Source organism: Anseongella ginsenosidimutans (assembly GCF_008033235.1).
Lineage (GTDB): Bacteria > Bacteroidota > Bacteroidia > Sphingobacteriales > Sphingobacteriaceae > Anseongella > Anseongella ginsenosidimutans.
The window spans coordinates 1-22,742 of sequence record NZ_CP042432.1; the positions used below are offsets into that span (position 1 = coordinate 1).

At 51.1% G+C, this 22,742-nt stretch carries 18 protein-coding genes, 2 tRNA genes, 3 rRNA genes and 2 pseudogenes; 7 read left to right on the forward strand and 18 right to left on the reverse strand.

The genetic code is table 11. From position 1 onward, the window contains the following. Positions 1-6: 6 nt before the first annotated feature. Together FRZ59_RS18640 and FRZ59_RS18645 are read left to right on the forward strand one after the other, a co-directional pair. Positions 7-670 (forward strand): annotated as a pseudogene (locus FRZ59_RS18640) (hypothetical protein). Next, a complete protein-coding gene (locus tag FRZ59_RS18645) occupies positions 603-938 on the forward strand; it encodes a transketolase C-terminal domain-containing protein (protein ID WP_225975120.1) in 336 nt (111 codons plus the stop codon). Before FRZ59_RS18640 ends, FRZ59_RS18645 begins: the two are co-directional and overlap by 68 nt. 416 nt (positions 939-1,354) lie before the next feature. Here the strand turns inward: FRZ59_RS18645 and FRZ59_RS18420 are convergent, their stop codons facing one another. The 14 genes and pseudogenes from FRZ59_RS18420 to FRZ59_RS00060 all read right to left on the reverse strand — a co-directional run bounded on the left by FRZ59_RS18420 (position 1,355) and on the right by FRZ59_RS00060 (position 13,048). Then, on the reverse strand, positions 1,355-1,531 hold the full coding sequence (locus tag FRZ59_RS18420) for a hypothetical protein (RefSeq protein WP_158640462.1): 177 nt from the start codon (positions 1,529-1,531) through the stop codon (positions 1,355-1,357). 1 nt (position 1,532) lies between these two features. Continuing rightward, the gene (locus tag FRZ59_RS00010) at positions 1,533-1,742 is read right to left on the reverse strand and encodes a hypothetical protein (RefSeq protein WP_147698189.1); all 210 of its coding nucleotides are present in this window, start codon (positions 1,740-1,742) and stop codon (positions 1,533-1,535) included. A 276-nt stretch (positions 1,743-2,018) separates the two neighbouring features. Further along, entirely contained in the window at positions 2,019-2,168 is a 150-nt protein-coding gene (locus FRZ59_RS18425; protein ID WP_158640464.1) for a hypothetical protein, read from the reverse strand. A 101-nt stretch (positions 2,169-2,269) separates the two neighbouring features. Beyond that, positions 2,270-2,401 carry a hypothetical protein gene (locus FRZ59_RS19295; protein ID WP_262713142.1) on the reverse strand — a complete coding sequence of 44 codons (132 nt, stop codon included), beginning with the start codon at positions 2,399-2,401 and terminating at the stop codon, positions 2,270-2,272. 296 nt (positions 2,402-2,697) lie between these two features. Continuing rightward, positions 2,698-3,024 carry a hypothetical protein gene (locus FRZ59_RS00015; protein ID WP_158640466.1) on the reverse strand — a complete coding sequence of 109 codons (327 nt, stop codon included), beginning with the start codon at positions 3,022-3,024 and terminating at the stop codon, positions 2,698-2,700. A gap of 234 nt (positions 3,025-3,258) precedes the next feature. Next, positions 3,259-3,543: an MraY family glycosyltransferase gene (locus tag FRZ59_RS19300; RefSeq protein ID WP_147698191.1), complete on the reverse strand. Its 285-nt coding sequence runs from the start codon at positions 3,541-3,543 to the stop codon at positions 3,259-3,261. Further along, positions 3,500-3,757, reverse strand: coding sequence for an MraY family glycosyltransferase (locus tag FRZ59_RS19305; protein WP_147698192.1), 258 nt, complete (start codon positions 3,755-3,757; stop codon positions 3,500-3,502). Before FRZ59_RS19305 ends, FRZ59_RS19300 begins: the two co-directional genes overlap by 44 nt. Positions 3,758-4,286: 529 nt before the next feature. Continuing rightward, positions 4,287-5,823: pseudogene (locus FRZ59_RS19845) on the reverse strand (polysaccharide biosynthesis protein). A 767-nt stretch (positions 5,824-6,590) separates the two neighbouring features. After that, positions 6,591-6,702: ribosomal RNA gene (rrf, locus tag FRZ59_RS00035) — 5S ribosomal RNA — on the reverse strand. Between the two features lie 173 nt (positions 6,703-6,875). Then, positions 6,876-9,801: ribosomal RNA gene (locus FRZ59_RS00040) — 23S ribosomal RNA — on the reverse strand. Between the two features lie 265 nt (positions 9,802-10,066). Then, a tRNA-Ala gene (locus tag FRZ59_RS00045) sits at positions 10,067-10,140 on the reverse strand. 143 nt (positions 10,141-10,283) lie between these two features. Continuing rightward, a tRNA-Ile gene (locus FRZ59_RS00050) sits at positions 10,284-10,357 on the reverse strand. Positions 10,358-10,484: 127 nt separating this feature from the next. Continuing rightward, positions 10,485-12,005: ribosomal RNA gene (locus FRZ59_RS00055) — 16S ribosomal RNA — on the reverse strand. The 16S, 23S and 5S rRNA genes sit together here with 2 tRNA genes alongside, the layout of an rRNA operon. A 653-nt stretch (positions 12,006-12,658) precedes the next feature. After that, positions 12,659-13,048: a CoA-binding protein gene (locus FRZ59_RS00060; RefSeq protein ID WP_225975114.1), complete on the reverse strand. Its 390-nt coding sequence runs from the start codon at positions 13,046-13,048 to the stop codon at positions 12,659-12,661. A gap of 84 nt (positions 13,049-13,132) precedes the next feature. On the opposite strand from FRZ59_RS00060, the gene FRZ59_RS00065 reads away from it, so the two are divergent. The 3 genes from FRZ59_RS00065 to FRZ59_RS00075 are packed head-to-tail and all read left to right on the forward strand — an operon-like array spanning position 13,133 to position 15,010. Further along, the gene (locus FRZ59_RS00065; RefSeq protein ID WP_132127885.1) at positions 13,133-13,723 is read left to right on the forward strand and encodes a LemA family protein; all 591 of its coding nucleotides are present in this window, start codon (positions 13,133-13,135) and stop codon (positions 13,721-13,723) included. 4 nt (positions 13,724-13,727) lie between these two features. After that, the gene (locus FRZ59_RS00070) at positions 13,728-14,180 is read left to right on the forward strand and encodes a TPM domain-containing protein (protein ID WP_132127884.1); all 453 of its coding nucleotides are present in this window, start codon (positions 13,728-13,730) and stop codon (positions 14,178-14,180) included. Continuing rightward, entirely contained in the window at positions 14,177-15,010 is an 834-nt protein-coding gene (locus tag FRZ59_RS00075; RefSeq protein ID WP_132127883.1) for a TPM domain-containing protein, read from the forward strand. The genes FRZ59_RS00070 and FRZ59_RS00075 overlap by 4 nt, the downstream gene beginning before the upstream one ends. Before the next feature lie 6 nt (positions 15,011-15,016). Here FRZ59_RS00075 and FRZ59_RS00080 read toward each other — a convergent pair whose 3' ends face one another. Further along, positions 15,017-15,964: a M20/M25/M40 family metallo-hydrolase gene (locus FRZ59_RS00080; protein WP_132127882.1), complete on the reverse strand. Its 948-nt coding sequence runs from the start codon at positions 15,962-15,964 to the stop codon at positions 15,017-15,019. 127 nt (positions 15,965-16,091) lie between these two features. On the opposite strand from FRZ59_RS00080, the gene FRZ59_RS00085 reads away from it, so the two are divergent. Together FRZ59_RS00085 and FRZ59_RS00090 are read left to right on the forward strand one after the other, a co-directional pair. Beyond that, positions 16,092-16,241, forward strand: coding sequence for a 30S ribosomal protein THX (locus FRZ59_RS00085; protein WP_132127881.1), 150 nt, complete (start codon positions 16,092-16,094; stop codon positions 16,239-16,241). Between the two features lie 7 nt (positions 16,242-16,248). Continuing rightward, on the forward strand, positions 16,249-17,022 hold the full coding sequence (locus FRZ59_RS00090) for an MBL fold metallo-hydrolase (RefSeq protein ID WP_132127880.1): 774 nt from the start codon (positions 16,249-16,251) through the stop codon (positions 17,020-17,022). Between the two features lie 135 nt (positions 17,023-17,157). Here FRZ59_RS00090 and gcvP read toward each other — a convergent pair whose 3' ends face one another. From gcvP to FRZ59_RS00105, 3 genes are read right to left on the reverse strand one after another with little or no spacing between them, the layout of a single operon-like run. Next, entirely contained in the window at positions 17,158-20,019 is a 2,862-nt protein-coding gene (gcvP, locus tag FRZ59_RS00095; protein WP_132127879.1) for an aminomethyl-transferring glycine dehydrogenase, read from the reverse strand. 6 nt (positions 20,020-20,025) lie between these two features. Continuing rightward, positions 20,026-20,745, reverse strand: a complete 720-nt coding sequence (locus FRZ59_RS00100; RefSeq protein WP_132127878.1) for a pyridoxine 5'-phosphate synthase — start codon at positions 20,743-20,745, stop codon at positions 20,026-20,028. 23 nt (positions 20,746-20,768) lie between these two features. Beyond that, positions 20,769-22,730, reverse strand: coding sequence for a M1 family metallopeptidase (locus FRZ59_RS00105; protein ID WP_132127877.1), 1,962 nt, complete (start codon positions 22,728-22,730; stop codon positions 20,769-20,771). Positions 22,731-22,742 lie beyond the last annotated feature (12 nt).

A 22,742-nucleotide genomic window follows, 5' to 3' on the forward strand; every position in this document is an offset into this window, starting at 1 on the left:
GACCAAATGGCATGCGCCGGGGCTTTTCGACAAGATTACCGGCGAAATAAAAAAGTCAGCTGCCCCAAAGCCCAGGCACCTAAATACCAGGACGTTTTTGGCCATACCCTGGTAGAACTCGCTCAACAGAACCCGAAAATCATGGGCATTACTCCTGCCATGCCTAGCGGCAGTTCCATGAATATCATGATGAATGCATTTCCCGACCGCGCCTTTGACGTAGGTATTGCGGAGCAACATGCAGTTACCTTTTCGGCTGGCCTTGCAACCAGGGCCTGGTGCCTTTTTGTAATATCTATTCCACGTTCATGCAGCGTGCCTACGATCAGGTGATCCATGACGTAGCTGTTCAGAACCTAAAGGTAGTATTCTGCCTGGACCGGGCCGGCATAGCGGGAGCCGACGGAGCCACCACCACGGCGCCTACGACCTGGCCTATATGCGCTGCATTCCCAACATGATCGTAGCGGCTCCAATGAATGAAGAAGAATTAAGAAACCTTATGTATACGGCGCAGCTGGACCAGGTCAAAGGACCTTTCGTTATCCGCTATCCCCGTGGTAAAGGTGTTATGGCGGATTGGCAGAAGCCGCTGAAGGAAATTGCAGTCGGGAAAGGCCGAAAAATTTCAGACGGAGACGAGGTGGCTATTCTTTCCATCGCCACGTAGGAAACTTTGCCGGAAAGCTATCGGCCTGCTTGAACAGGAAGGTATCCGGCCGGCGCATTACGATATGCGCTTTGTCAAGCCGCTTGACGAGACGCTGCTGCATGAGGTTTTTAAGGAATTTAAAAAGGTCGTCACCGTAGAAGACGGCTGTATTATGGGAGGCATGGGCAGCGCGATCCTTGAATTCATGGCTGATCATAACTACCAGGCACAGGTAGTTCGCCTGGGAATTCCCGAACAAAGTAGTAGAACACGGAGAGCAGGCTGAGCTGTATGAAGAATGCCACTACGACGCGGCCGGTATCGCGAAAACCGCGAAGCGCTCTTTTCAGGCTCTTTCCGCTTCCAACCGGCTGATCGCTTCCTGAAGCACTGCTAACCAGCTGACCACTTCGTGAAAGCAACTGCTCCCACAGACTGCTGCTCCCACAAACTGCTGCATATGGGAATTATTACATATAGGAAACTGTTGCAATGCAGAATAACTGGCGGCACAGGAGCGTAACCTCATAGAAAACCACGGGATTGAGCATCTGCTAGCGGAAAGGCTTGCTAAAATCGTAATATAAATTCCGGAACGAACTGCTCAGGCCAAAGCTGACCAGGTTTGATTCTGTCCTGACTCCCGCCGGACGGTAAGCCCGGTTTGCAGGCGCAGATTGTTTTTGGGATTTAACAGGTAAGCTACCTGCAGGTTTCCATAATACAGGTTCGTCTTTTCCCCTGAACCGTGTGATTACCGTAATCACTGACCCTTGTCTCGTACGACTTATAAATATCCTTGCCATAATTAAGGCTATCGGCGGGATCCAGTCCGTATTGGCTATACACCAGCTGGCCCCGAAAACGCCACCGGTCCATGCTAAAGAAGCAATGGAAAGCAATTCCCTGAAGTTGGCTCCCTGGGATGCCCAAGCGGCTGGTTATAATGCGCGTAGTTGATAAGCGGATCCCGCTGGGAATACGTATAAGGCCTTACGGTATTGAATTCCAGCAGCCAGTTCAGGTCCTTCACGCGAAAGAGATCGAAGGTCTTGAAACCCAGCTGGATGCCGTATTTATTCGCCACCATCCGTCGCCGCCGAATACTTCTTTAAATTTGAACTCGTCAAGGGGAAAGCTGGCCGTATATTGCCGCCTTGTCAAAAGGCTCTACCTTGATGTTCATCCCAATCAGCGCATTATCAGGGGAATTCCCCCGGAATATTCAACAGGCCGGAAAAAGATGATCGGATTCAGGTATTTCACGTCAAAGCCCGCTTCCGGTAGAATCAGCGTTTTGCCCACATGATTGATTCAAAAAGCCCCAGGCTCACACGATTGGAAATATTCCAGTCCAGGTAATGAATTACCCCCATTTCTTCCGGTGCCCTTGCTCGAAGGCAACTTCCGGCGCCTGCAGGTCCTGGAACTGCGCCCACATGATCATATAACGGAGGGGGCCCAGCGATGTGGTGACTTTCAGCGAAGGATAATTGAAACCTACATCCGAAAGCACATGGAACGATAGCCATCACCTATGAATTGCTTACTATGCCCAGTTGGAAATTAAAATGCGAGGACGGGCTATAGGAAACAAAACCCTGAGCGTAGGCCCAGTCAAATGCCTTCCCCCATTATAGGTTTATGCTTGCTTGCCCGGGAAGAATTGATGCTTCGGGCAAATTCGTCCAGGTAGCCCGGAAGGGCAGCCTGGTTCTCATAGAAATCCGTATAGAATATACTTCTCACCTATCCTTCCCTGCAGGGACAGCCCACGGGTATTCAGCCAGGTTGTCTTATCACCGGAAAACTCTCTCCCAATCTGGAAATCGGGAAGAAGTCCAGATAAAGTGAATAATCCGGCTTGTCGATCTGGATCAGTGTTCGGTAAAAAGCTTCCTGTAGAGGAACGTTCCCTGTTATTAAAAAGGGAGAAAGCGAATCAGCGCGGCTTCCCCCAAGCGTATCTATTTCATCCTGAAATAGGAATGCAAGAACTGTGGAACTTATTCCCCAGGCTATAGATCGTCCGGCCGTGAGCGGATTCAAGTTCGTGTGATAAGGGGAGTAGCTGAGAAAAGGCAGACAGGGAGAAAGTGGCCAGAACGAGCCAGGAAGCCAGGAATAGAATAATCGCATACGCTCAGTTTTTCCTTAGTATTCAATAACTCTTCCACAAAGGTCTTCCTTTCCGCAGCATTTTCATATTCGGCTTTTCTGAACGGCGTTATTTCCGGCAATCCAGGGTCTTTCTCGCGATTTTCCTTACCGTATATCGTATAACCAGAGGCTACGTTGATTGATTGTGCAAGCAGCAATACAATGATCACCAGCTCAAGAGTTCCTATATACTGAAGCTGAAACGCAAGCAATACAAAAAGATGTTAACACCTGAAAGCGCTAAAGTAGCCTGCGTATGCGACAAGCCTATATCGATAAGCCCGGTGATGCAAATGGTTCCGGTCTGCAATAAAAGGAGACGTCCCTTTACAATCCGCATAAAAAACACCCGGATGGTATCAAAATAGGGATAATAAGTACTCCCAGCGCCACCGCCGGAACCGACTTCACGAAGGGTTGCGGATTAACGGTCAGGTCATATTTATTCAACTCACGAACAGGATAGCAAGGGTGGCAATGACGAATCCGATCGTATAAGAACCGGAATCGCCCATAAAGATCTTTGCGGGGGAAACGTTAAAACGCATAAATCCAAGGATAGCGCCGATCAGCGCAAACGCGATCAGTGCGAAACCCGTATCCCCCATCTGGTAGAAGACAATTCCAAAGGTACTGCAAACGATGATCCCGATACTTCCTGCCAGTCCGTCAATCCCGTCAATAAGGTTAAAGCGTTCGTCGTAATACAATGAAAAGTATAGAAACGGCATAGCTTAATTCCTTTGAAATGTCATATATGCCGAGCATTCCATAAAAACTGGTGATCCGTATATCGGCCAGGTACGCGATAATAAATGCCGCCAGTATCTGCGCTGCAAACTTCTTGTACGGGTCCATGCCCACCAGATCGTCCTTAAGTCCGATCGTAAATATGATCACGCCGCTGGCAAGCAGGTAATTGGCGTAAGGTGCCTGCGGAGACATAAAAAGGCCACAGGTAATGAGGAATGAAGTAAAGATGCCAATACCCCTAAACTGGGTATTCTTCTTTTATGGATCTTCCTAAGCTCAATAGGTTCGTCATAGAGCTTCTTTATCCTCGCAACCCTGATTATTGGAGGAATTGCAAACCATGCAATAGCCATAGCCAATATTACAGCCGAAATAAGAGATACTTCGCCAATCAAAGAGTATATGTTTAATTATGTCAAATAGAAGACACTTCAAAAGTAGAAAATAAAAGTTAAAAAACCAGAAGGAATATAAAAAAGAAAGCGCCCGCAATCAGGGGATTAGATCAAATTCCTTATCCAGCTGTTCGTAAACAGAATTATTGCTGATGAATTCCGGAAGGATTTTTTTCATCTTCGCCACTACTGCTTCTCCGGCCCCTGGTTCGCGGCGGCGGCGATAAGCGAATCGATCTGCTTGGAAATCGTTTCAAAATCGTATTCCCTGACCGTAGCGATCATAATCTTTTCGTTGTAGGTAGGCAGGGAGTTTTCCTTGTTATTCAGTAATTCCTCATAGAGTTTCTCTCCGGGCGAAGACCGGTAAACTCAATTTTAATGTCCTTGTCAGGGGTAAACCCGGCCAGGCGGATCATTTTCTTCGCCAGATCAACGATCTTTACCGAGTCCCCCATATCAAAAACGAAGATCTCTCCGCCATTGCCCATGGACCCAGCTTCCAAAACCAGCTGACAGGCTTCCGGGATGGTCATAAAATACCGCGTAATTTCCGGATGGGTGACCGTGAGAGGGCCGCCTTTTCCAGCTGTGCCTTAAATAAGGGGATCACCGACCCATTGGAACCCAGCACATTCCCAAACCTGGTAGTGATGAATCGTGTTGAAATGATGGGATCGATCAACACTTTCTTATCAATGCCGTTACTAAGTTCTTTGTTCAGGCCAGCGTTAAAAGAATGCTCGCCCGCGTATTTGTTCAGTCCCTGAATGTAAATTTCCGCTATCCGCTTCGAGGCGCCCATGACATTCGTAGGGTTCACAGCCTTATCCGTTGAGATCATTACAAATTTCTCAAGGCCGTATTGTACTGCAAGATCCGCTACATTCTTGGTACCCAGTACATTGGTAAGAATTGCCTCGGAAGGATGATGTTCCATAATGGAACATGCTTGTAAGCCGCGGCGTGATAAACAAATTGGGGTCGAAATTTCTCAAAAAGACAGGTCAACCTGTTCTTGTCCCGGACGTCCGCAACAAAAGATTCAAAATTCACCTGGCGGAATTCCTCCCTTAACTCAAGCTCCAGCGAATTCAGCGGCGTTTCAGCCTGATCACAAAGGACGATCCTTTTGGGTTTATATCTTGCCACCTGACGCACTATCTCACTTCCAATGGACCCGGCGGCACCCGTTACCAGCAAACACTGATCCTTTAGCTGATTTTCAATGGACTCGTTGTGGATCACAATGGCTTCACGCTCAAGCAGTTCCTCAATTTTTACGTCCCTAATCTGGGCTGTTTTAAGCCGGCCGTTTATCCATTGTTCAGGAGGAGGCACGACCAGCACCTTCAGATTATGCGAAAGGCACCAATCCACAAATTCCACCTTACGTTCGGGACTTATTTTTTGAGAGGAGATAATGATCTGTTCAATCTTATGTTTTTCGATAATGCGCTCCAGGCGGTCAAAACGGGTACTTAAAATGGGCAGGCCGTCCATTTTCTTTTGCGCCTTTACCGGATCATCGTCCAGAAATCCCACTACTTTTAAACCCAGGCGGTCGTCATTATTGATCACCCGTTTTGAAATCAAACCGGATCGGCCTGCGCCGAAAATGAGTGCTTTACGTTTGGTAATATTTTGATGCTGAAAGTAATCAAACACCTGCTTGATCAAGGTCCGGTAAGAAATCAGTAAAAGGGAGCTGCAGAGAAAGTGTATAACAATGATAGAATACGGTATCAGGTTCCCATCCAGTTTGTTATAGGCATAAATGCCGTTGGCGACAAACAGAAGGATCGTGGCAAGGGTCGTTACTCGCAGTATCCGGATAGCGTCCTGGATCCCGGTATATCTCACGATGCCTGCGTAGGTGCGAAACAACAGGAAGAGAACAATGTTGACCGGCAGAATTACCTGAATAGCGCTGGAAAACCACTCCGGCCGGATATCCGTAAGGTTAAAGTTAAATCTCAGCAGAAAAGAAAGCAGTACAGAAGCTGCACAAAGGGATACATCTATTACAAAGATGATCCACCTGGGAGTGGTACGTAATTTCTTTAGCAAAGTCGTTATATTTACTTAAAAATAGCAATCTCCAACTCGCCCATCTCACTTAATCGCCGAATAACAAGCAAAAACTATGACAAAAAACATTTTCACCGGCTCTTTATAGAAAAAAAACTACAAGTAATTTAATACCAGGCTCAAACAAACCGGCGCCTCCGCGTTTGCGAAGTTAGTGAAATACTTTTCAATTTAGTTATCTTAAAATAGTTAACTAAAAAAATGCGCGGGCCGGATCGCAGCGACTGCGCATCGCCGGCGGCGGTAGGCCGTTGGCAATGGGCCGTTGGGTTGGTCGGGTTAGCAGGCCAGGGGTTGGCCGGTGAGCGGCGCCGGCGGGGGGTAGGCCGTTGGCAATGGGCCGTTGGGATGGTCGGGTTAGCAGGCCAGGGGTTGGCCGGTTGATTGGCTGATTAGTAGGCCGGGGTTCGGCGGCAGTGGGATGGTGGCGGCCCGTGGCAATGGCTGGTGCCCGGCCCCGCCCTGGCAGCGGCGGGCTATAGGGCGCTATAAACAAGAAAAGGCTGTTGCCTTTGCAGCAACAGCCTTTCTTCAATAATATCCGGCACCGACCTACTCTCCCACGTGTTACCGCAGTACCATCGGCGCAGGCGGGCTTAACTTCTCTGTTCGGGATGGGAAGAGGTGGACACCGCCGCTGTAGGCACCTGAATTTTTTTAGTTTGTAGTTGGTAGTTTCCAGTTTTTAGTGCCCAGCGCCTGCCAGGCACCAACTATAAACTTTCAACGCTGAACTATAAACTGTTCAAATATCTTGACATGTACCGGAAGAAGTTGTTCAACTCAGTGTGCGACCATCATTCCCTGGCGTCGGTCTTCCTTCTTAAAGAAAGCCATCGGGTAATTAGTACTGCTCGGCTTTGATGTTACCACCTGTAGACCTGCAGCCTATCTACGTCGTCGTCTTCGACGTCCCTCAAGGGAAGCCTCATCTTGTGGCGAGTTTCGCACTTAGATGCTTTCAGCGCTTATCTCTTCCCGGCGTAGCTACCCAGCCGTGCCCTTGGCAGAACAACTGGTACACCAGCGGCCAGTCCAACCCGGTCCTCTCGTACTAAGGTCAGCTCCACTCAAGCTTCCTACGCCCACAACAGATAGGGACCGAACTGTCTCGCGACGTTCTGAACCCAGCTCGCGTGCCACTTTAATGGGCGAACAGCCCAACCCTTGGGACCTTCTCCAGCCCCAGGATGTGACGAGCCGACATCGAGGTGCCAAACCTCCCCGTCGATATGAGCTCTTGGGGGAGATCAGCCTGTTATCCCCAGAGTACCTTTTATCCTTTGAGCGATGGCCCTTCCATACAGAACCACCGGATCACTATATCCGTCTTTCGACCCTGTTCGACTTGTCGGTCTCACAGTCAAGCTCCCTTTTGCTATTGCACTCCACGCACGGTTACCAAGCGTGCTGAGGGAACCTTTGAAAGCCTCCGTTACTTTTTTGGAGGCGACCACCCCAGTCAAACTACCCACCACGCACTCTCCCCGTATAACGGGTTAGACACCAGCTACAGAAAGGGTGGTATTTCAAGGGTGACTCCACAGAGCCTTGCGACCCCGCTTCATAGTCTCCCACCTATCCTACACATCCTGTAGCCGATATCAATGCGAAGTTGTAGTGAAGGTTCATGGGGTCTTTCCGTCCCGTTGCGGGTAAACGGCATCTTCACCGTTACTTCAATTTCACCGAGCTCGTGGCTGAGACAGTGCCCAGATCGTTACACCATTCGTGCAGGTCGGAACTTACCCGACAAGGAATTTCGCTACCTTAGGACCGTTATAGTTACGGCCGCCGTTTACCGGGGCTTCGATTCAATGCTTCGCCCATTACTGGACTAACATCCCCTCTTAACCTTCCGGCACCGGGCAGGTGTCAGGCCGTATACCTCATCTTACGATTTGGCACAGCCATGTGTTTTTGCTAAACAGTCGCCTGGGCCGTTTCACTGCGCCCCCGTATTGCTACGGGGGGCCCCTTCTCCCGAAGTTACAGGGCCATTTTGCCGAGTTCCTTAGCCACGACTCACTCGAGCACCTTAGGATTCTCTCCCCGGATACCTGTGTCGGTTTGCGGTACGAGGATCAATGGGCTGATGCTTAGAGGGTTTTCTCGGCAGTCTGATTACCCGCACTATCCACGCAGCCGAAGCTTTGTGGTACTATCAGGTCTCGGCAAACCAGGGGGATTTGCCTCCCCGGCCTATACCTACCTCCCTTTAACCGGCTATTCCGTCAGCCGGCGGCGGTGTCACTCCTGCGTCGCCTCGTCGCACCCATTGATCGTATCGGAATATTAACCGATTTTCCATCGGATGGCCCCGCTAGGCGCGGGGGACTCCTTAGGTCCCGACTAACCCTGATCCGATTAGCGTTGATCAGGAAACCTTATCCTTTCGGTGGGCGGGTTTCTCACCCGCCTTATCGTTACTTATGCCTACATTTGCTTTTCCAATCCCTCCAGCATCCCTTACGGAATACCTTCACTGCGATTGGAATGCTCCCCTACCTTTCAGAATAAATTCTGAAACCAAAGCTTCGGTAGCGCGCTTGATGCCCGTTTATTATCCATGCCCGGTCGCTCGACTAGTGAGCTGTTACGCACTCTTTAAATGAATGGCTGCTTCCAAGCCAACATCCTAGCTGTCTCTGCAACCGGACCTCGTTAGTTCAACTTAGCGCACATTTGGGGACCTTAGCTGTTGGTCTGGGTTCTTTCCCTCTCGGCCCGGGACCTTAGCACCCCAGGCCTCACTGCAATGTACATGTACCCGGCATTCGGAGTTTAGCTGGATTTGGTAGGATGTGACTCCCCCGCATCCAATTAGTAGCTCTACCTCCGGGTCATTTTACCATCACGCTGTTCCTAAAAACATTTCGGGGAGTACGAGCTATTTCCCAGTTTGATTGGCCTTTCACCCCTACCCTCAAGTCATCCAAATGCTTTTCAACGCATACTGGTTCGGACCTCCATGACCTGTTACGGCCACTTCATCCTGCTCAAGGGTAGATCACAAGGTTTCGCGTCTGACTCCACTGACTATGCGCCCTGTTCAGACTCGCTTTCGCTTCGGCTGCGCCCCTTCCTGGGGCTTAACCTTGCCAGTGAAGATCAACTCGTAGGCTCATTATGCAAAAGGCACGCCGTCATCCCCTTCCGTTCCGAAGAACGGCGGGACTCCGACCGCTTGTAAGCGCAGGGTTTCAGGTTCTATTTCACTCCCCTGTGCGGGGTGCTTTTCACCTTTCCCTCACGGTACTGGTTCACTATCGGTCTCTCAGGAGTATTTAGCCTTACCGGATGGTGCCGGCCGGTTCAAACAGGGCTTCTCCTACCCCGTCCTACTCAGGATACCCGCCTTACTTCTTTATTTACCCTTACACGGCTCTCACGCTCTATGGCAGGCCTTCCCAGACCTTTCAGGTTCATGCCGAAGTAATTATGCAGGTCCTACAACCCCGTGCGTGCCGTAACACGCATGGTTTGGGCTAATCCGCGTTCGCTCGCCACTACTTACGGAATCACTATTGTTTTCTCCTCCTCTGCCTACTTAGATGTTTCAGTTCAGCAGGTTTGCTTCCACAGGCTCAAGGCCTGCAGACATCTGGCCTTCAGCCAGATAGGTTGCCCCATTCGGATATCCGCGGATCAATTCGTATGTGCCGATCCCCGCGGCTTTTCGCAGCTTATCACGTCCTTCATCGCCTCTGAGAGCCAAGGCATCCACCCTGCGCCCTTCCTTACTTTCTTTATGTCCGCCGCCGCTAAGGATAGCAGCTGCGGACTCTCATCGTACGCTTTTGCTCGTACGATGAGCGTTTCTTTCGCTCGTACGCGCCGTCGTGCCGGATGAATACCCCCGTAAGGGCCCATCGCCTGCAGACAGCACGCCGATGATCGTCGTACTCTTGTTTTAACAACTTCTTCCAGTATGTCAAAGAACTTTTCTTCAGTTTGTTTCCTTCTCTGTTGGCGGGGCTCGTCACCCCGGCCTGATAAAGGAAACCCTGAATCGTGGAGAATAACGGATTCGAACCGTTGACCCCCTGCGTGCAAGGCAGGTGCTCTAGCCAGCTGAGCTAATTCCCCGTAGTTAGTTCAACGTTTAAGGTTTAAAGTTCAATGTTTAAGATTCATCTTTGAACTTTGAACGGTTGCCAAGGCAACCCTGAAACCTTGATCGGTTGCGCAGCAACCCTGAAACCTTGAACTGTTGCAAAGCAACTGATAAGTAGTCCCGAGCAGACTTGAACTGCTGACCCCTACATTATCAGTGTAGTGCTCTAACCAACTGAGCTACGGGACTCTGTTGAATGTGCTTCCGCCCCCCCAAAAGGGTAGCGGCAACATTTAACAGGTTTCTCCTGTCTCGTTTCTTTAAAATGATCTTGAAAGGCAGCAGTTCCTGCTTGCTTGGGAGGGCTTCCCTCCAGAAAGGAGGTATTCCAGCCGCACCTTCCGGTACGGCTACCTTGTTACGACTTAGCCCCAGTCACCAGTTTTACCCTTAGCCGCTCCTTGCGGCAACGGCCTTCAGGTACCCCCGGCTCCCATGGCTTGACGGGCGGTGTGTACAAGGCCCGGGAACGTATTCACCGCGTCATTGCTGATACGCGATTACTAGCGAATCCAACTTCATGAGGTCGAGTTGCAGACCTCAATCCGAACTGTGATAGCCTTTTTGAGATTGGCTCCCTTTTGCAAGGTCGCTGCCCTCTGTAGCTACCATTGTAGCACGTGTGTAGCCCTGGACGTAAGGGCCATGATGACTTGACGTCGTCCCCTCCTTCCTCACTGCTTGCGCAGGCAGTCTCACCAGAGTCCCCAGCTTTACCTGCTGGCAACTGATGATAGGGGTTGCGCTCGTTGCGGGACTTAACCCAACACCTCACGGCACGAGCTGACGACAGCCATGCAGCACCTAGTTTTGTGCCCCGAAGGGAGGGCGCCTTTCAGCGCCGGTCACTCACTTTCAAGCCCAGGTAAGGTTCCTCGCGTATCATCGAATTAAACCACATGCTCCTCCGCTTGTGCGGGCCCCCGTCAATTCCTTTGAGTTTCAACCTTGCGGTCGTACTCCCCAGGTGGAGAACTTAACGCTTTCGCTGTGCCGCTGACATTCTATCGCCAACAGCTAGTTCTCATCGTTTACTGCGTGGACTACCAGGGTATCTAATCCTGTTTGATCCCCACGCTTTCGTGCCTCAGCGTCAATCAAAGCTTAGTAAGCTGCCTTCGCAATCGGTGTTCTGTGGCATCTCTATGCATTTCACCGCTACTTGCCACATTCCGCCTACCTCAACTTTATTCAAGCCCGCCAGTATCAAAGGCATTTCTGCGGTTAAGCCGCAACCTTTCACCTCTGACTTAACAGGCCGCCTACGCACCCTTTAAACCCAATAAATCCGGATAACGCTTGCATCCTCCGTATTACCGCGGCTGCTGGCACGGAGTTAGCCGATGCTTATTCGTAAGGTACCTTCAACCCCGGACACGTCCGGGGGTTTATTCCCTTACAAAAGCAGTTTACAACCCATAGGGCCGTCTTCCTGCACGCGGCATGGCTGGATCAGGCTTGCGCCCATTGTCCAATATTCCTTACTGCTGCCTCCCGTAGGAGTCTGGTCCGTATCTCAGTACCAGTGTGGGGGGTCATCCTCTCAGATCCCCTACTGATCGTTGCCTTGGTGAGCCGTTACCTCTCCAACCAGCTAATCAGACGCATGCCCATCTTCAGTCGATAAATCTTTAACAAATATCCCCATGCGGGGCCCCTGTGTTATGCGGTATTAATCCGGGTTTCCCCGGGCTATCCCCCAACTGAAGGCAGGTTGCATACGCGTTACGCACCCGTGCGCCACTCTCACAGGGCCGAAGCCCTGCTACCGTTCGACTTGCATGTATTAAGCCTGCCGCTAGCGTTCATCCTGAGCCAGGATCAAACTCTCCGTTGTATTTGCTCTTTTGTCACATCTCCCCTCCCGTTCCGTCTTGCGACCGCCCGGAAGTGAAGCTGACTGCGGCCGTCGCCCGAAAGCGACAGCCCCTTAATATCTGTACGGAAGCCCTTCCCTTGTAAGCACACTATCGATTTCTCGATAGCTCAGAACTGCTACCTTTTCTTAAGATCATTCTTTCAAAGAACTTTTTATCAGCTTTCCCGCTTTCCGCTTCCCCTTTTAAAAGGGACCGCTTCCGCAGCGCTGCCTGTTCGTCTTCTTCATTTTTTCATCCGCCGGACCATCCGTCTGGCGGAAACTCCCTCCCGGTTTCCCGTCGGGGCTGCAAAGGTAGGAAAAGTTTTTCTGATTACCAATGCTTTTTTTAAAATTTTATTTTCCCGTCTTTTTCGCTAAAACTCCCGAAGCAATGTTCGCTAAAAGCGGGCTACAAAGGTAATAAAAAATCGATCAACTTAAATGGTTTCGGCATAAAATATTTCCTGTTTTATCGTATAAAACTCATAGTTGCCTCATTCTTAGGATCGACAACATAAATCCATTGCTTTAAACCACGGTTCTTTCTTCCGGCGACTTCAATCCGGCTTAGCGGAATCTGTTAAAAACCTCCCTTAACCCAGGCAGAGCAAAAGCGGCCCACTGTTTATTTAATAACTACCGGTGGACAGCATCACCAGCGTGCAGCCTTCTTCCACGGCAATGCCCATTGACAGGGCGAGGTTTTTAAGAACCGGGTTTTCGGCGCCCGGATTAAAAATGATCCTTTTCGGCTTAGCAGCCAAAATCTGATCATGATACATCTTTTGGTTGGCGGCGTTCAGGTACATCGTCACCGTATGAATATCTTTATCCGACGGGAATGCATTCAGAATGGGAACACCTGCTGCCTCCCCGGCCCTCCTGCCTACTGCCACAACGGGATGCCCGTGTGCAAGGAGCCGGCTGACGGCGAGAAAAGCGTACCTCCCGGGATTAGCCGTAGCCCCAAGTACCAGGGTTTTAATTTTTGATGCATCGCTCATTACTACCTTTAACATGGGCTGGGAAAATATGTTTATTCATCTTTTGGAAAACAATACGCGGATTTTCGTAGTTTAGCTATCGAACCGAAAAAAACGAATATGAAAAAAGGAATTATTGCGCTGATCGTTGTGGTTGTCCTTGGACTTGTCCTATACGGCTGCGGGAAAAGCACTTATAACAATATGGTCACCCTGGAACAGCAAACAGAGGCCCAGTGGGCCCAGGTGGAAAATGTTTACCAGCGCCGGGCCGACCTGATCCCTAACCTGGTGGCCACGGTAAAAGGATATGCGGATTTTGAACAGGAAACGCTTACCCAGGTAATTGAAGCACGTTCAAAGGCGACTTCTGTTAACCTGGATGCTTCCAACTTAACGCCGGAGACGATGCAGCAGTTTCAGCAGGCTCAGGGAGAACTGAGTTCTGCGCTGAGCCGTTTGATGGTCGTGGTTGAAAAATATCCTGACCTGAAAGCGAACCAAAACTTCCTGGCGCTTCAATCGCAGCTGGAAGGGACCGAAAACCGCATCAGTGTGGAACGAAACAAATTCAACGAAGTTACCCGCCAGTACAATACGACCATTAAAACTTTTCCCAACGTATTATTTGCCGGCATGTTCGGGTTTCAGGAAAGAGGTTATTTCCAGGCGGACGCAGGAGCAGAAAATCCCCCGCAGGTAGAATTTTAACGATATGCCCTTATTTGAAAAGGAAAACCAGGAGCGGATCAAAGCCGCTATCCAGGAAGCAGAAAAAAAGACTTCGGGCGAAATAAGAGTTTGCGCTGAAAAGCATTGCCCCGAAGAAATACTTGACCGGGCAGCCTGGTACTTTGACCAGCTGAATATGCAAAAAACAGCCGCCAGGAACGGCGTGCTTATTTATATTGCCATTGCCGATCACCAGTTCGCCATTATTGGCGATGCCGGCATCAATGCAATAGTAGGGAATGAATTCTGGGACGAAACCCGGGATACCATGATTCCTTATTTTAAGCGGGGGGAACTGACCGAAGGCCTTATTGCCGGCATTGAAAAAGCAGGTCTTGCCCTGGCCGAGCATTTCCCCGGCACTACAACAGACCGCAACGAATTACCGGACGATATCGTGCTGGGCGACGGTACTTCCGAGAACAACAACCAATGAAAAGGATCCTTTTTAATTTCGTTCTTACTTTTTGCGGACTGACCGCTTCATCCATACTGGTTTCCGCGCAGGATTTTCCGGAACCTTCCACTCCGCCCAAACTTGTCAACGACTTCGCCGGCGTGTTGCAGGCAGATGAAGCGGCTCGCCTGGAACAAAAGCTGGTGGCTTTTGACGACAGTACTTCCACACAGATCGCTGTCGTGTTCATTCGCACGGTAGGAGGTTATGATATTGCCCAGTACGGGGCTCAGCTTGCAGAGAAATGGGGCATTGGCCAGGCAGATAAGCGTAACGGCGTTCTTATTCTTACTGCCGTCGATGACCGTAAGGTCGCGATCCAGGTTGGCTATGGACTGGAACCGGTAATTACCGATGCTATTTCCAGGCTGATTATAGAACAGGACCTGGCTCCTCATTACCGGCAGCAGCAATACTATGAAGGCGTAAACCAGGCCACGAACAAGTTAATGCAGCTGGCCGTTGGAGAATTCCCGGCGGATATAAAACAAGCCCTGGCAAATAAAGAGAAGGGCGGCAAAGTAGGCGGCTTTATATTTCTGGCTATTTTCGTGGTGGCCATTCTCTTGCTTTTCAGCGGCCGGAAAAAACGCGCCCAGCATATCGGATCAGGACGCAGCGGTGTTCCACCGGTCATTTTCGGCGGATTTCTGGGCGGAATGCTTGGCGGAAGACACCACAGGGGTTACTGGGGCGATTTTCACGGCGGCGGCGGCAGCTTCGGCGGAGGAGGCGGATTTGGAGGCGGCGGGTTCGGAGGCTTCGGCGGAGGCAGTTTCGGAGGCGGCGGCGCCAGCGGAGGATGGTAAATCCTCTCAGGGCTTTATAAATTCCAGTTTAGGTAATTCCATCGCGTTTTCAATGAGCCGGATACCAATTTCTAAAATTGCTGCTTCGGATTTTACATCTACTTTTTCCGTATCATCTCCTGGCATATGGTAATCTTCATGCCCCCCGGTATGTAAAAAAAGCACCGGCAGATCCTTTGCGTAAAAGGAACCATGATCGGACCCGCCGCTTCCGGCAGGATCGGTAAAAAATTTCACCTTCCCTTCCGCGCCTTCAAAAATTTCCGGCCAGGAAGGACTGGTCCCGTATCCGCCGATGCCTACGCCCCGTTCAGGGTTATACCTCCCGATCATATCCATATTCAGCATAAAGTTAACGGAAGAGAGGGGAATCGTGGGATGGCCTGTAAAATATTTTGATCCCAGCAGGCCCAGTTCTTCCGCTGAAAAGGCAATAAAGAGGAAGTTATACGGCTCTTTTAGTTTTCCGGACGAAAAATAATGGGCCATTTCAAGCAGGCCGGCAACGCCCGAGGCATTATCATCAGCTCCGTTATGGATCTTCCCTTCAGGATGCGGGTCCTTGGAACTCCCCTGCCTGCCTTCTCCCAGGTGATCGTAATGCGCTCCTATAATGATGGTATATTCCGCTCCGTTATCCAAAAAACCGATTACGTTCCGGGCAGTTCGCAGGCTATCGTCCACCTTTACTCGCGTCACCTTTGCGGTAAAAGGCTGAAAATAGCCTTCCGTTCCTTTAGGTGCAAGACCGTAGTCTCCGAACCGCCCGGCAATGTAGGCTGCCGCACGACGGGTTCCCTCCGAGCCGGTGCCCCGGCCTTTCATTTCATCGGAAGCCAGAAAATTTATATGCTCCGCAATCCGGGCCGGGTCAGGGCCGGTAGTTTCCTGCTGCGCGGAAGTGCAGCCGTATATCGTGAGACAGGCGAAGAAAAGAAGAAGTTTATATTGCATCCGGAAAGTTTTAGCGCAAAAATATCATTTTAGCAGGATTTTCAAACTGAAACTGACCGCGTCTACCTGCGGCAGCCCACCTGCAATGTAAACGGCATTTCGTATATTAGTGGCAAATCACAATTTTATGGGAAAAGGAGATAAAAAAAGCAAAAGAGGGAAGATCATCCTTGGTAGTTACGGCGTAAGCCGGCCGCATAAAAAACAACAAAGCGCACAGGAAGCTGCGCCGGAGGAAAAAAAGGCAAAGGAACCGAAGAATAAAAAGTCGAAATAAGAACGTATTGAAAGCATTTCCACTGTATGAAGGCACCTATTCGGTTGACCAGAGTAAAAAATTCATTCCCTTTGATCCGGCCCTCCATTCGCATAGTGACCGGCCCGGCTCCCTGTTTATAAATGTGCAGCCATTCCTTGTTGATACAGGAAAAGATCTGCTGCTGCTGGATGCCGGACTCGGTTTTACCAATCCGCAAGGCGAGCTGATCCTCCACCGGAATATCCGCGACCTGGGTTACCAGCCGGGTGATGTAAATAAGGTGCTGATGAGCCATTTGCATTTTGATCATTCAGGGGGAATGGTGCAGGACCGCTACGGCCGGTACGAACCCAGCTTTCCGCAGGCTGAATATTATGTGCAGCGGGAAGAATTTGAACATGCCCTGCTGAAGCCTTCCCGTTCCTATTACAAGCCCATGCTGGAAGCCATGCAGCGCTCCGGAAACATGGTGCTGCTGGAAGGTAGCGGAACCATCGGAAACGGCATACATTATGAACTGACCGGCGGGCATTCGGAGTTCCACCAGGTATTCCTGCTGGACCTTACCGGCGTTACTTATTTTTTTGGCGGTGACGTCCTACCGGAACCGGAACAGCTTCAACGAAAGTTCATTGCCAAATACGATTTTGATGGCCGGAAATCCATGCAATTACGGCAGGAATACGGGCTAAAAGCCGCAAAAGAAGGCTGGATCTGCCTTTTCTATCATTCCGACACCATTGCCAGCGGCCGGGTAAGGCACGAAAAAGAAGCCTTCCTTATCGACCAGGCCGGTTGACCCTGAGGCTGCGCACCGGCCTTGCATCCGGATGCCGGCGTGCGAAAAGCGGCGGTGGCCCGCCAAAGCTGTGCTGGAAAGGGAAGGCCCTCAATAATCTGGTCTCAGCGCCGGGGGGTCCGGCTTTTCCCGGAGCTAGCTGTAGCTGTCCGGAGGCGGGCAGGTACACATCAGGTTCCTGTCCCCGTAAGTTTCGTTTATCCGGGAAACCGAGGGCCAGAATTTCCTGTCGCGAACCCAATCAAGCGGGAAAGCTGCTTTTTGCCTTGCGTACGGCCGGTCCCACTGGTCGGAAGCGATCACGTTTGCGGTATGAGGCGCCATCTTCAGCAAGTTGACCGTTTTATTACCTTCTGCTGCGATCTCGTCAATTTCCGCGCGGATGCCTATCATCGCTTCGCAAAACCTGTCCAATTCCTCCTGCGGTTCACTTTCAGTGGGTTCCACCATTAATGTACCTGCTACCGGGAAGGAAACGGTAGGCGCATGGAAGCCGTAATCCATTAAGCGTTTGGCTATATCGCTTACTTCCACACCCGAAGCCTTGAAGGCCCGGCAGTCCAGGATCATTTCATGTCCCACGCGGCCGTTCCTGCCGGCATATAAAATAGGATAATGCTTTTCCAGCCTTGCTTTCAGGTAGTTCGCGTTCAGGATCGCGTAGCGGGTGGCATCCGTCAGGCCGCCGGCTCCCATCATCCGGATATAAGCATGGGAAATAACCAGGATTCCGGCGCTGCCCCAGGGAGCGGCAGACACGGCATGAATGGCCTTTTCGCCGGCGGGAGGTAGCGCAGGATGGCCGGGAAGATAAGGTACCAGGTGTTCGGCCACGCCAATGGGGCCCATTCCCGGCCCTCCTCCCCCATGGGGGATGCAAAAGGTCTTATGAAGGTTAAGATGACACACATCCGCGCCGATCAGGCCCGGGCTGGTCAGCCCCACCTGCGCGTTCATATTCGCCCCATCCATATAAACCTGGCCGCCATGCTCATGTATGACGGAACAGATCTCGATAATTCTTTCTTCGAAAACGCCGTGGGTAGACGGATAGGTAACCATCAGGGCGGCGAGGCTGTCGCTGTGTGCAGCCGCCTTTTCCTTCAGGTCAGGGACGTCAATATTGCCGTTCTCATCGCAACGGACCACCACCACCTTCAATCCGGCAATGGTCGCGCTGGCAGGATTGGTTCCATGCGCGGACGAAGGAATCAGCACGACGTCCCGGCCGGCTTCTCCCCGGTCGCGATGGTATTCGCGGATCACCATTAACCCCGCATACTCCCCCTGCGCCCCTGAGTTGGGCTGAAAGCTGAAGGCCGCAAAGCCCGTGATCTCACATAAGGCTTTGTCCAGTTCACCAATCAATTGCATATAACCGCCCACCTGGTCGGTAGGCGCAAAGGGATGAATATTACAGAATTCAGGCCAGGTAACCGGAAGCATTTCCGTGGTGGCATTCAGCTTCATGGTGCATGAGCCCAGGGGGATCATTGAGTGGGTCAGCGAAAGGTCCTTATTCTCCAGGCTTTTTATATAGCGCAGCATCTCATGTTCAGAATGATGCCTGCTGAAGACCGGGTGTTCCAGGAGTTTTCCCGCACGCTGCAGGGAAGCGGGGATTCGCGCCTCCACTTCCGCGGCGGGAACCGCCTCTTCCGCCCGGCGTCCGGCTACACGCGCAAAAATGGCAATGATCAGCTCCAGGTCTTCCCTCGTAGTTGTTTCATCAAGTGAAATGCTTACCAGGGAATTATCAAAATAGCGAAAGTTCAGTTCATTGTCTACCGCATCCTTATGGATACTCTCCTTCAGCTGGCCTGCATCAATGCATAAGGTGTCAAAAAACGAAGGATTGAGCTGCCGGTAGCCTAGCCTTTCGAGCGCTTCCGACAGGGCCGCCGCCAGGCCGTGGATCCTTAGGGCGATGGCCTTAATGCCATCCGGCCCGTGGTAAACAGCATACATGCCTGCCATGATCGCCAGCAAGGCCTGAGCCGTACAAATATTGGAAGTTGCTTTCTCCCTCCTGATGTGCTGTTCCCTGGTTTGAAGGGCCATGCGCATGGCAGGCTTGCCTTCCGCGTCCACGGACACGCCAATAATACGGCCCGGAATAGCGCGCTTATAAGCTTCCCGGGTAGCGAAATATGCCGCATGCGGCCCTCCGAAATTCATCGGTACTCCGAAACGCTGCGTACTTCCCACCACCACGTCCGCTCCAAATTCCGAAGGCGGACGAAGCACAGCGAGGCTCATTAAATCCGCTATCACGCTCAGTTTGATGCCCTCTTCATGACAGCGCGCTGAAAAATCGGAATAGTCATGTACTTCGCCGTTTCCCGCCGGGTATTGAACAACCGCTCCGAACATTCGGCCATGGAGTTCCGCCGACCGGTGATCCCCTTGCAACAGGGTAACACCCAGGGAAGCAGCGCGGGTTTTAAGCACGTCCAGGGTTTGCGGGAAAATATCGTCCGAAACAAAATAAGCGTTGGCCTCTTTATTGGTACGCAATGCAAATTGCATCGCCATTGCTTCGGCGGCCGCCGTACTCTCGTCCAGCAGGGAAGCATTGGCAATTTCCATCCCCGTGAGGTCCGTCACCATGGTCTGGAAATTCAGCAATGCTTCCAGCCGCCCCTGCGCAATTTCTGCCTGGTAAGGCGTATACTGGGTATACCATCCCGGGTTCTCCAGTATATTTCTCCGGATGACCCCGGGAACAATCGTATCATAGTATCCCTGCCCGATATAGGATTTGAAAACTTTATTCCGTGAAGCAATCTGCGCGGTGCGGCGAAGGTATTCATCTTCCGTTTGAGCCGGCGGAAGGTCCAGCGGCTTTTTTAGGCGGATAGCGGCAGGAATGGTTTCTTCGATTAAGCGGTCAAGGGAGGAAACGCCAATAGCTTCCAGCATGGCTGCCGTTTCCATTTCTCCCGGGCCGATATGCCGTTCAGCAAAGCCTCCCCGGGGGAGCGTGTTTATTTTCATTAATAGTCAGACTAATTGTCTCAGATATAATTGAATGGTATTTTCAAGGCCAAAATAGAGGGCGTCGCAGATCAGGGCGTGACCAATGGATACTTCCGCCAGCTCCGGCATATTTTCCCGGAGATACCGAAGATTATGCAAGTCAAGATCGTGCCCGGCATTGATTTCCAGGCCCAGGGAGGCACCCAGGCGGGCAGCCTCAAGATAGGGTTTAACAGCGGCTTCCCGGTTATCGGCGTAAGCTCTGGCATACCCTTCGGTATAAAGTTCCACGCGGTTGGTGCCTGTTTCGGCGGCATGAATAATCATCTCCGGAACAGGGTCGACGAAAATAGAAGTACGAATTCCCTGTGATTGCAGGAATGAAATAATTTCCTTCAGGTATTCCTTGTGTTTCAACGTATCCCATCCGGCATTAGACGTAATCGCATTGTCAGCATCCGGCACCAGGGTACACTGCGCCGGCTGTACCTTTTGAACCAATTCCAGGAAGCGGTCATTCGGTTTCCCTTCTATATTGAATTCCGTGGTCAGCAGCGGCTTCAGATCCAGTACATCCTGGTAGCGAATATGCCTTTCATCGGGCCGCGGGTGTACAGTAATGCCCTGGGCGCCGAAGCGTTCGCAGTTCAGGGCTACGCTGACCAGGTTAGGATTATCTCCGCCCCGGGCATTTCGCAGGGTAGCGATCTTATTGATATTGACCGATAACTTGGGACTTGCCATATATCATGCAAACGCCTTAAAGCCTAGTTTCCGTCCGTCCAGGTATTATTTCCCGGGTTAATATCCGGTAAACGACTTTCAGGATCAATAACTACCGACTGCAAACTGGTTTTGGAATCCAGCTTAAAGGTCCATTCCCCGCCCCGCTGCCAGATTTCCACCGGCAATTTCAGCGTATGTTCTTTTCCATTGCTTTCGGTAACGACCAGGGGGACCGGCATGGCCATCCTGTCCAGGTTCTCAATCGTGATCAAGGCGCCATTTGCAGGATCGCCGTCAACGTATGCTACGCCGCTTACGCCCTGGTCAAGGGTGTAATTATTATAGAGCCAGGATTTCCAGAACCAGCCCAGGTCCTCTCCTGCAGCATCTTCCATCGTCCTGAAAAAGTCAAACGGCGTGGGGTGCTTAAATGCCCATCTCTGCATGTAAGTCCTGAAAGCATAATCAAAGCGTTCTTCTCCCAATATCACGGTGCGAAGGATGCCCAGGCCCATGCCGGGTTTATAATAGGCTTCCCGGCCCAGGTTGCTTCGCTGAATTACGTCCGGAACGGTCATGATCGGGTCGGCAGTTTCAGGGAAGAGCCGGGGAGCAGTCCGCTGCATATCTATACGGCCCGGGTAATATTCGCCGTCATTAAAGGCCTGAGTGGAGAGGTCATTGATAAATGTATTAAAGCCTTCATCCATCCAGGCGAATTTGCGCTCGTTGCTGCCCACGATCATCGGGAACCAGATATGGCCAAATTCATGGTCGGTGACGCCCCACAGGCTCTTGTTCTGCGCCTTCCAGCTACAGAAAACTATTCCGGGATATTCCATTCCGCCAACAATGCCTGCGACGTTCGTAGCAGCCGGGTAGGGATATTTATAAAGGTAATCGGAATAAAATTCAATGGATGCTTTTACATATTCCGTGGAACGGTTCCAGGATGAATCAGTAGCCGATTCCACCGGGTAAACGGATTGCGCAAGCGCCGTTTCGCCGCCGCCCAGGTTGATCCTTGCGGCATCCCATACAAATGCTTTGGAAGAAGCCCAGGCAATATCGCGGGCCTGTTCTATCCGGAATTTCCAGGTAAGGGTTCCTTGCCTCCCAGGCCGGCTGGCGGGATCGTTCACTTCTTCCGCCGAACGGATCAGCACGGTTTCATCGCTTTTTGAAGCCTTTTCAAGACGGCTGAGCTGTTCTTTTGTCAGTACTTCTTCCGGGTTCAGCAATTCCCCGGACCCTACTACGATATGATCCCTGGGAACAGTTACATTGTATTCAAAATCACCGTATTCCAGGTAAAACTCTCCTGCTCCCATATAGGGAAGGACATTCCATCCTTCAATATCATCGTATACGCACATCCTGGGATACCACTGTGCGAGTTCATAGATCACGCCGTTGCGGGTTTCCAGGTAACCCATTCTGTCCGACCCGTTGGACGGGATCGTCGCATTATATTTCACGCTAATCGTCACCTGGCCGCCTTTGGCCTCCAGGGGCTCCTTCAGCCTTATCTGCATACGGGTGTCAGCGATGATATAATCAGCCTCGGCTTCACGGCCCTTATGGGCAATTGTTACCGACCCGATCTCATACCCGCCGTCAAAACCGGTGTTGCCAAAGCGGCCGCCGCCGACAGGAGTTGCAGCAGTTGCCCTTGAATTAATATCAAACTGGTTCTGATCAAGCTGCAGCCACAGGAAGTCCAGCGCATCGGGACTGTTGTTGGTATAGCTGATTTGCACATCCCCGGTGATGGAGTGGCCGGAGGTATCCAGGCTAACGTTGATGGCGTAGTCGGCCCGGTTCTGCCAGTACGCAGGACCCGGTTTCCCGCTTGCGCTGCGGTATTGGTTGCCGTAATTATAATTAAAAAGAGGGTGGAATAAATCATGCTGATCGTAGGCTGAACCCTCCTGGGCAGTTGCCGTGTAGCAAAAACTTCCGCATAGGAAGAAGCTAAAAAGAAGTACTATTCCTTTCTTCATATAACAGTTTAT

Bases quoted from the DNA above. Each gene is read 5' to 3' on its own strand.
- FRZ59_RS18420 (WP_158640462.1), bottom strand. From the start codon at position 1,531: ATGGACCGGTGGCGTTTTCGGGGCCAGCTGGTGTATAGCCAATACGGA.
- FRZ59_RS00010 (WP_147698189.1), bottom strand. From the start codon at position 1,742: ATGGTGGCGAATAAATACGGCATCCAGCTGGGTTTCAAGACCTTCGAT.
- FRZ59_RS19300 (WP_147698191.1), bottom strand. From the start codon at position 3,543: ATGCCGTTTCTATACTTTTCATTGTATTACGACGAACGCTTTAACCTT.
- FRZ59_RS19305 (WP_147698192.1), bottom strand. From the start codon at position 3,757: ATGTCTCCGCAGGCACCTTACGCCAATTACCTGCTTGCCAGCGGCGTG.
- FRZ59_RS00060 (WP_225975114.1), bottom strand. From the start codon at position 13,048: ATGTTAAAGGTAGTAATGAGCGATGCATCAAAAATTAAAACCCTGGTA.
- FRZ59_RS00065 (WP_132127885.1), top strand. From the start codon at position 13,133: ATGAAAAAAGGAATTATTGCGCTGATCGTTGTGGTTGTCCTTGGACTT.
- FRZ59_RS00070 (WP_132127884.1), top strand. From the start codon at position 13,728: ATGCCCTTATTTGAAAAGGAAAACCAGGAGCGGATCAAAGCCGCTATC.
- FRZ59_RS00075 (WP_132127883.1), top strand. From the start codon at position 14,177: ATGAAAAGGATCCTTTTTAATTTCGTTCTTACTTTTTGCGGACTGACC.
- FRZ59_RS00080 (WP_132127882.1), bottom strand. From the start codon at position 15,964: ATGCAATATAAACTTCTTCTTTTCTTCGCCTGTCTCACGATATACGGC.
- FRZ59_RS00085 (WP_132127881.1), top strand. From the start codon at position 16,092: ATGGGAAAAGGAGATAAAAAAAGCAAAAGAGGGAAGATCATCCTTGGT.
- gcvP (WP_132127879.1), bottom strand. From the start codon at position 20,019: ATGAAAATAAACACGCTCCCCCGGGGAGGCTTTGCTGAACGGCATATC.
- FRZ59_RS00100 (WP_132127878.1), bottom strand. From the start codon at position 20,745: ATGGCAAGTCCCAAGTTATCGGTCAATATCAATAAGATCGCTACCCTG.
- FRZ59_RS00105 (WP_132127877.1), bottom strand. From the start codon at position 22,730: ATGAAGAAAGGAATAGTACTTCTTTTTAGCTTCTTCCTATGCGGAAGT.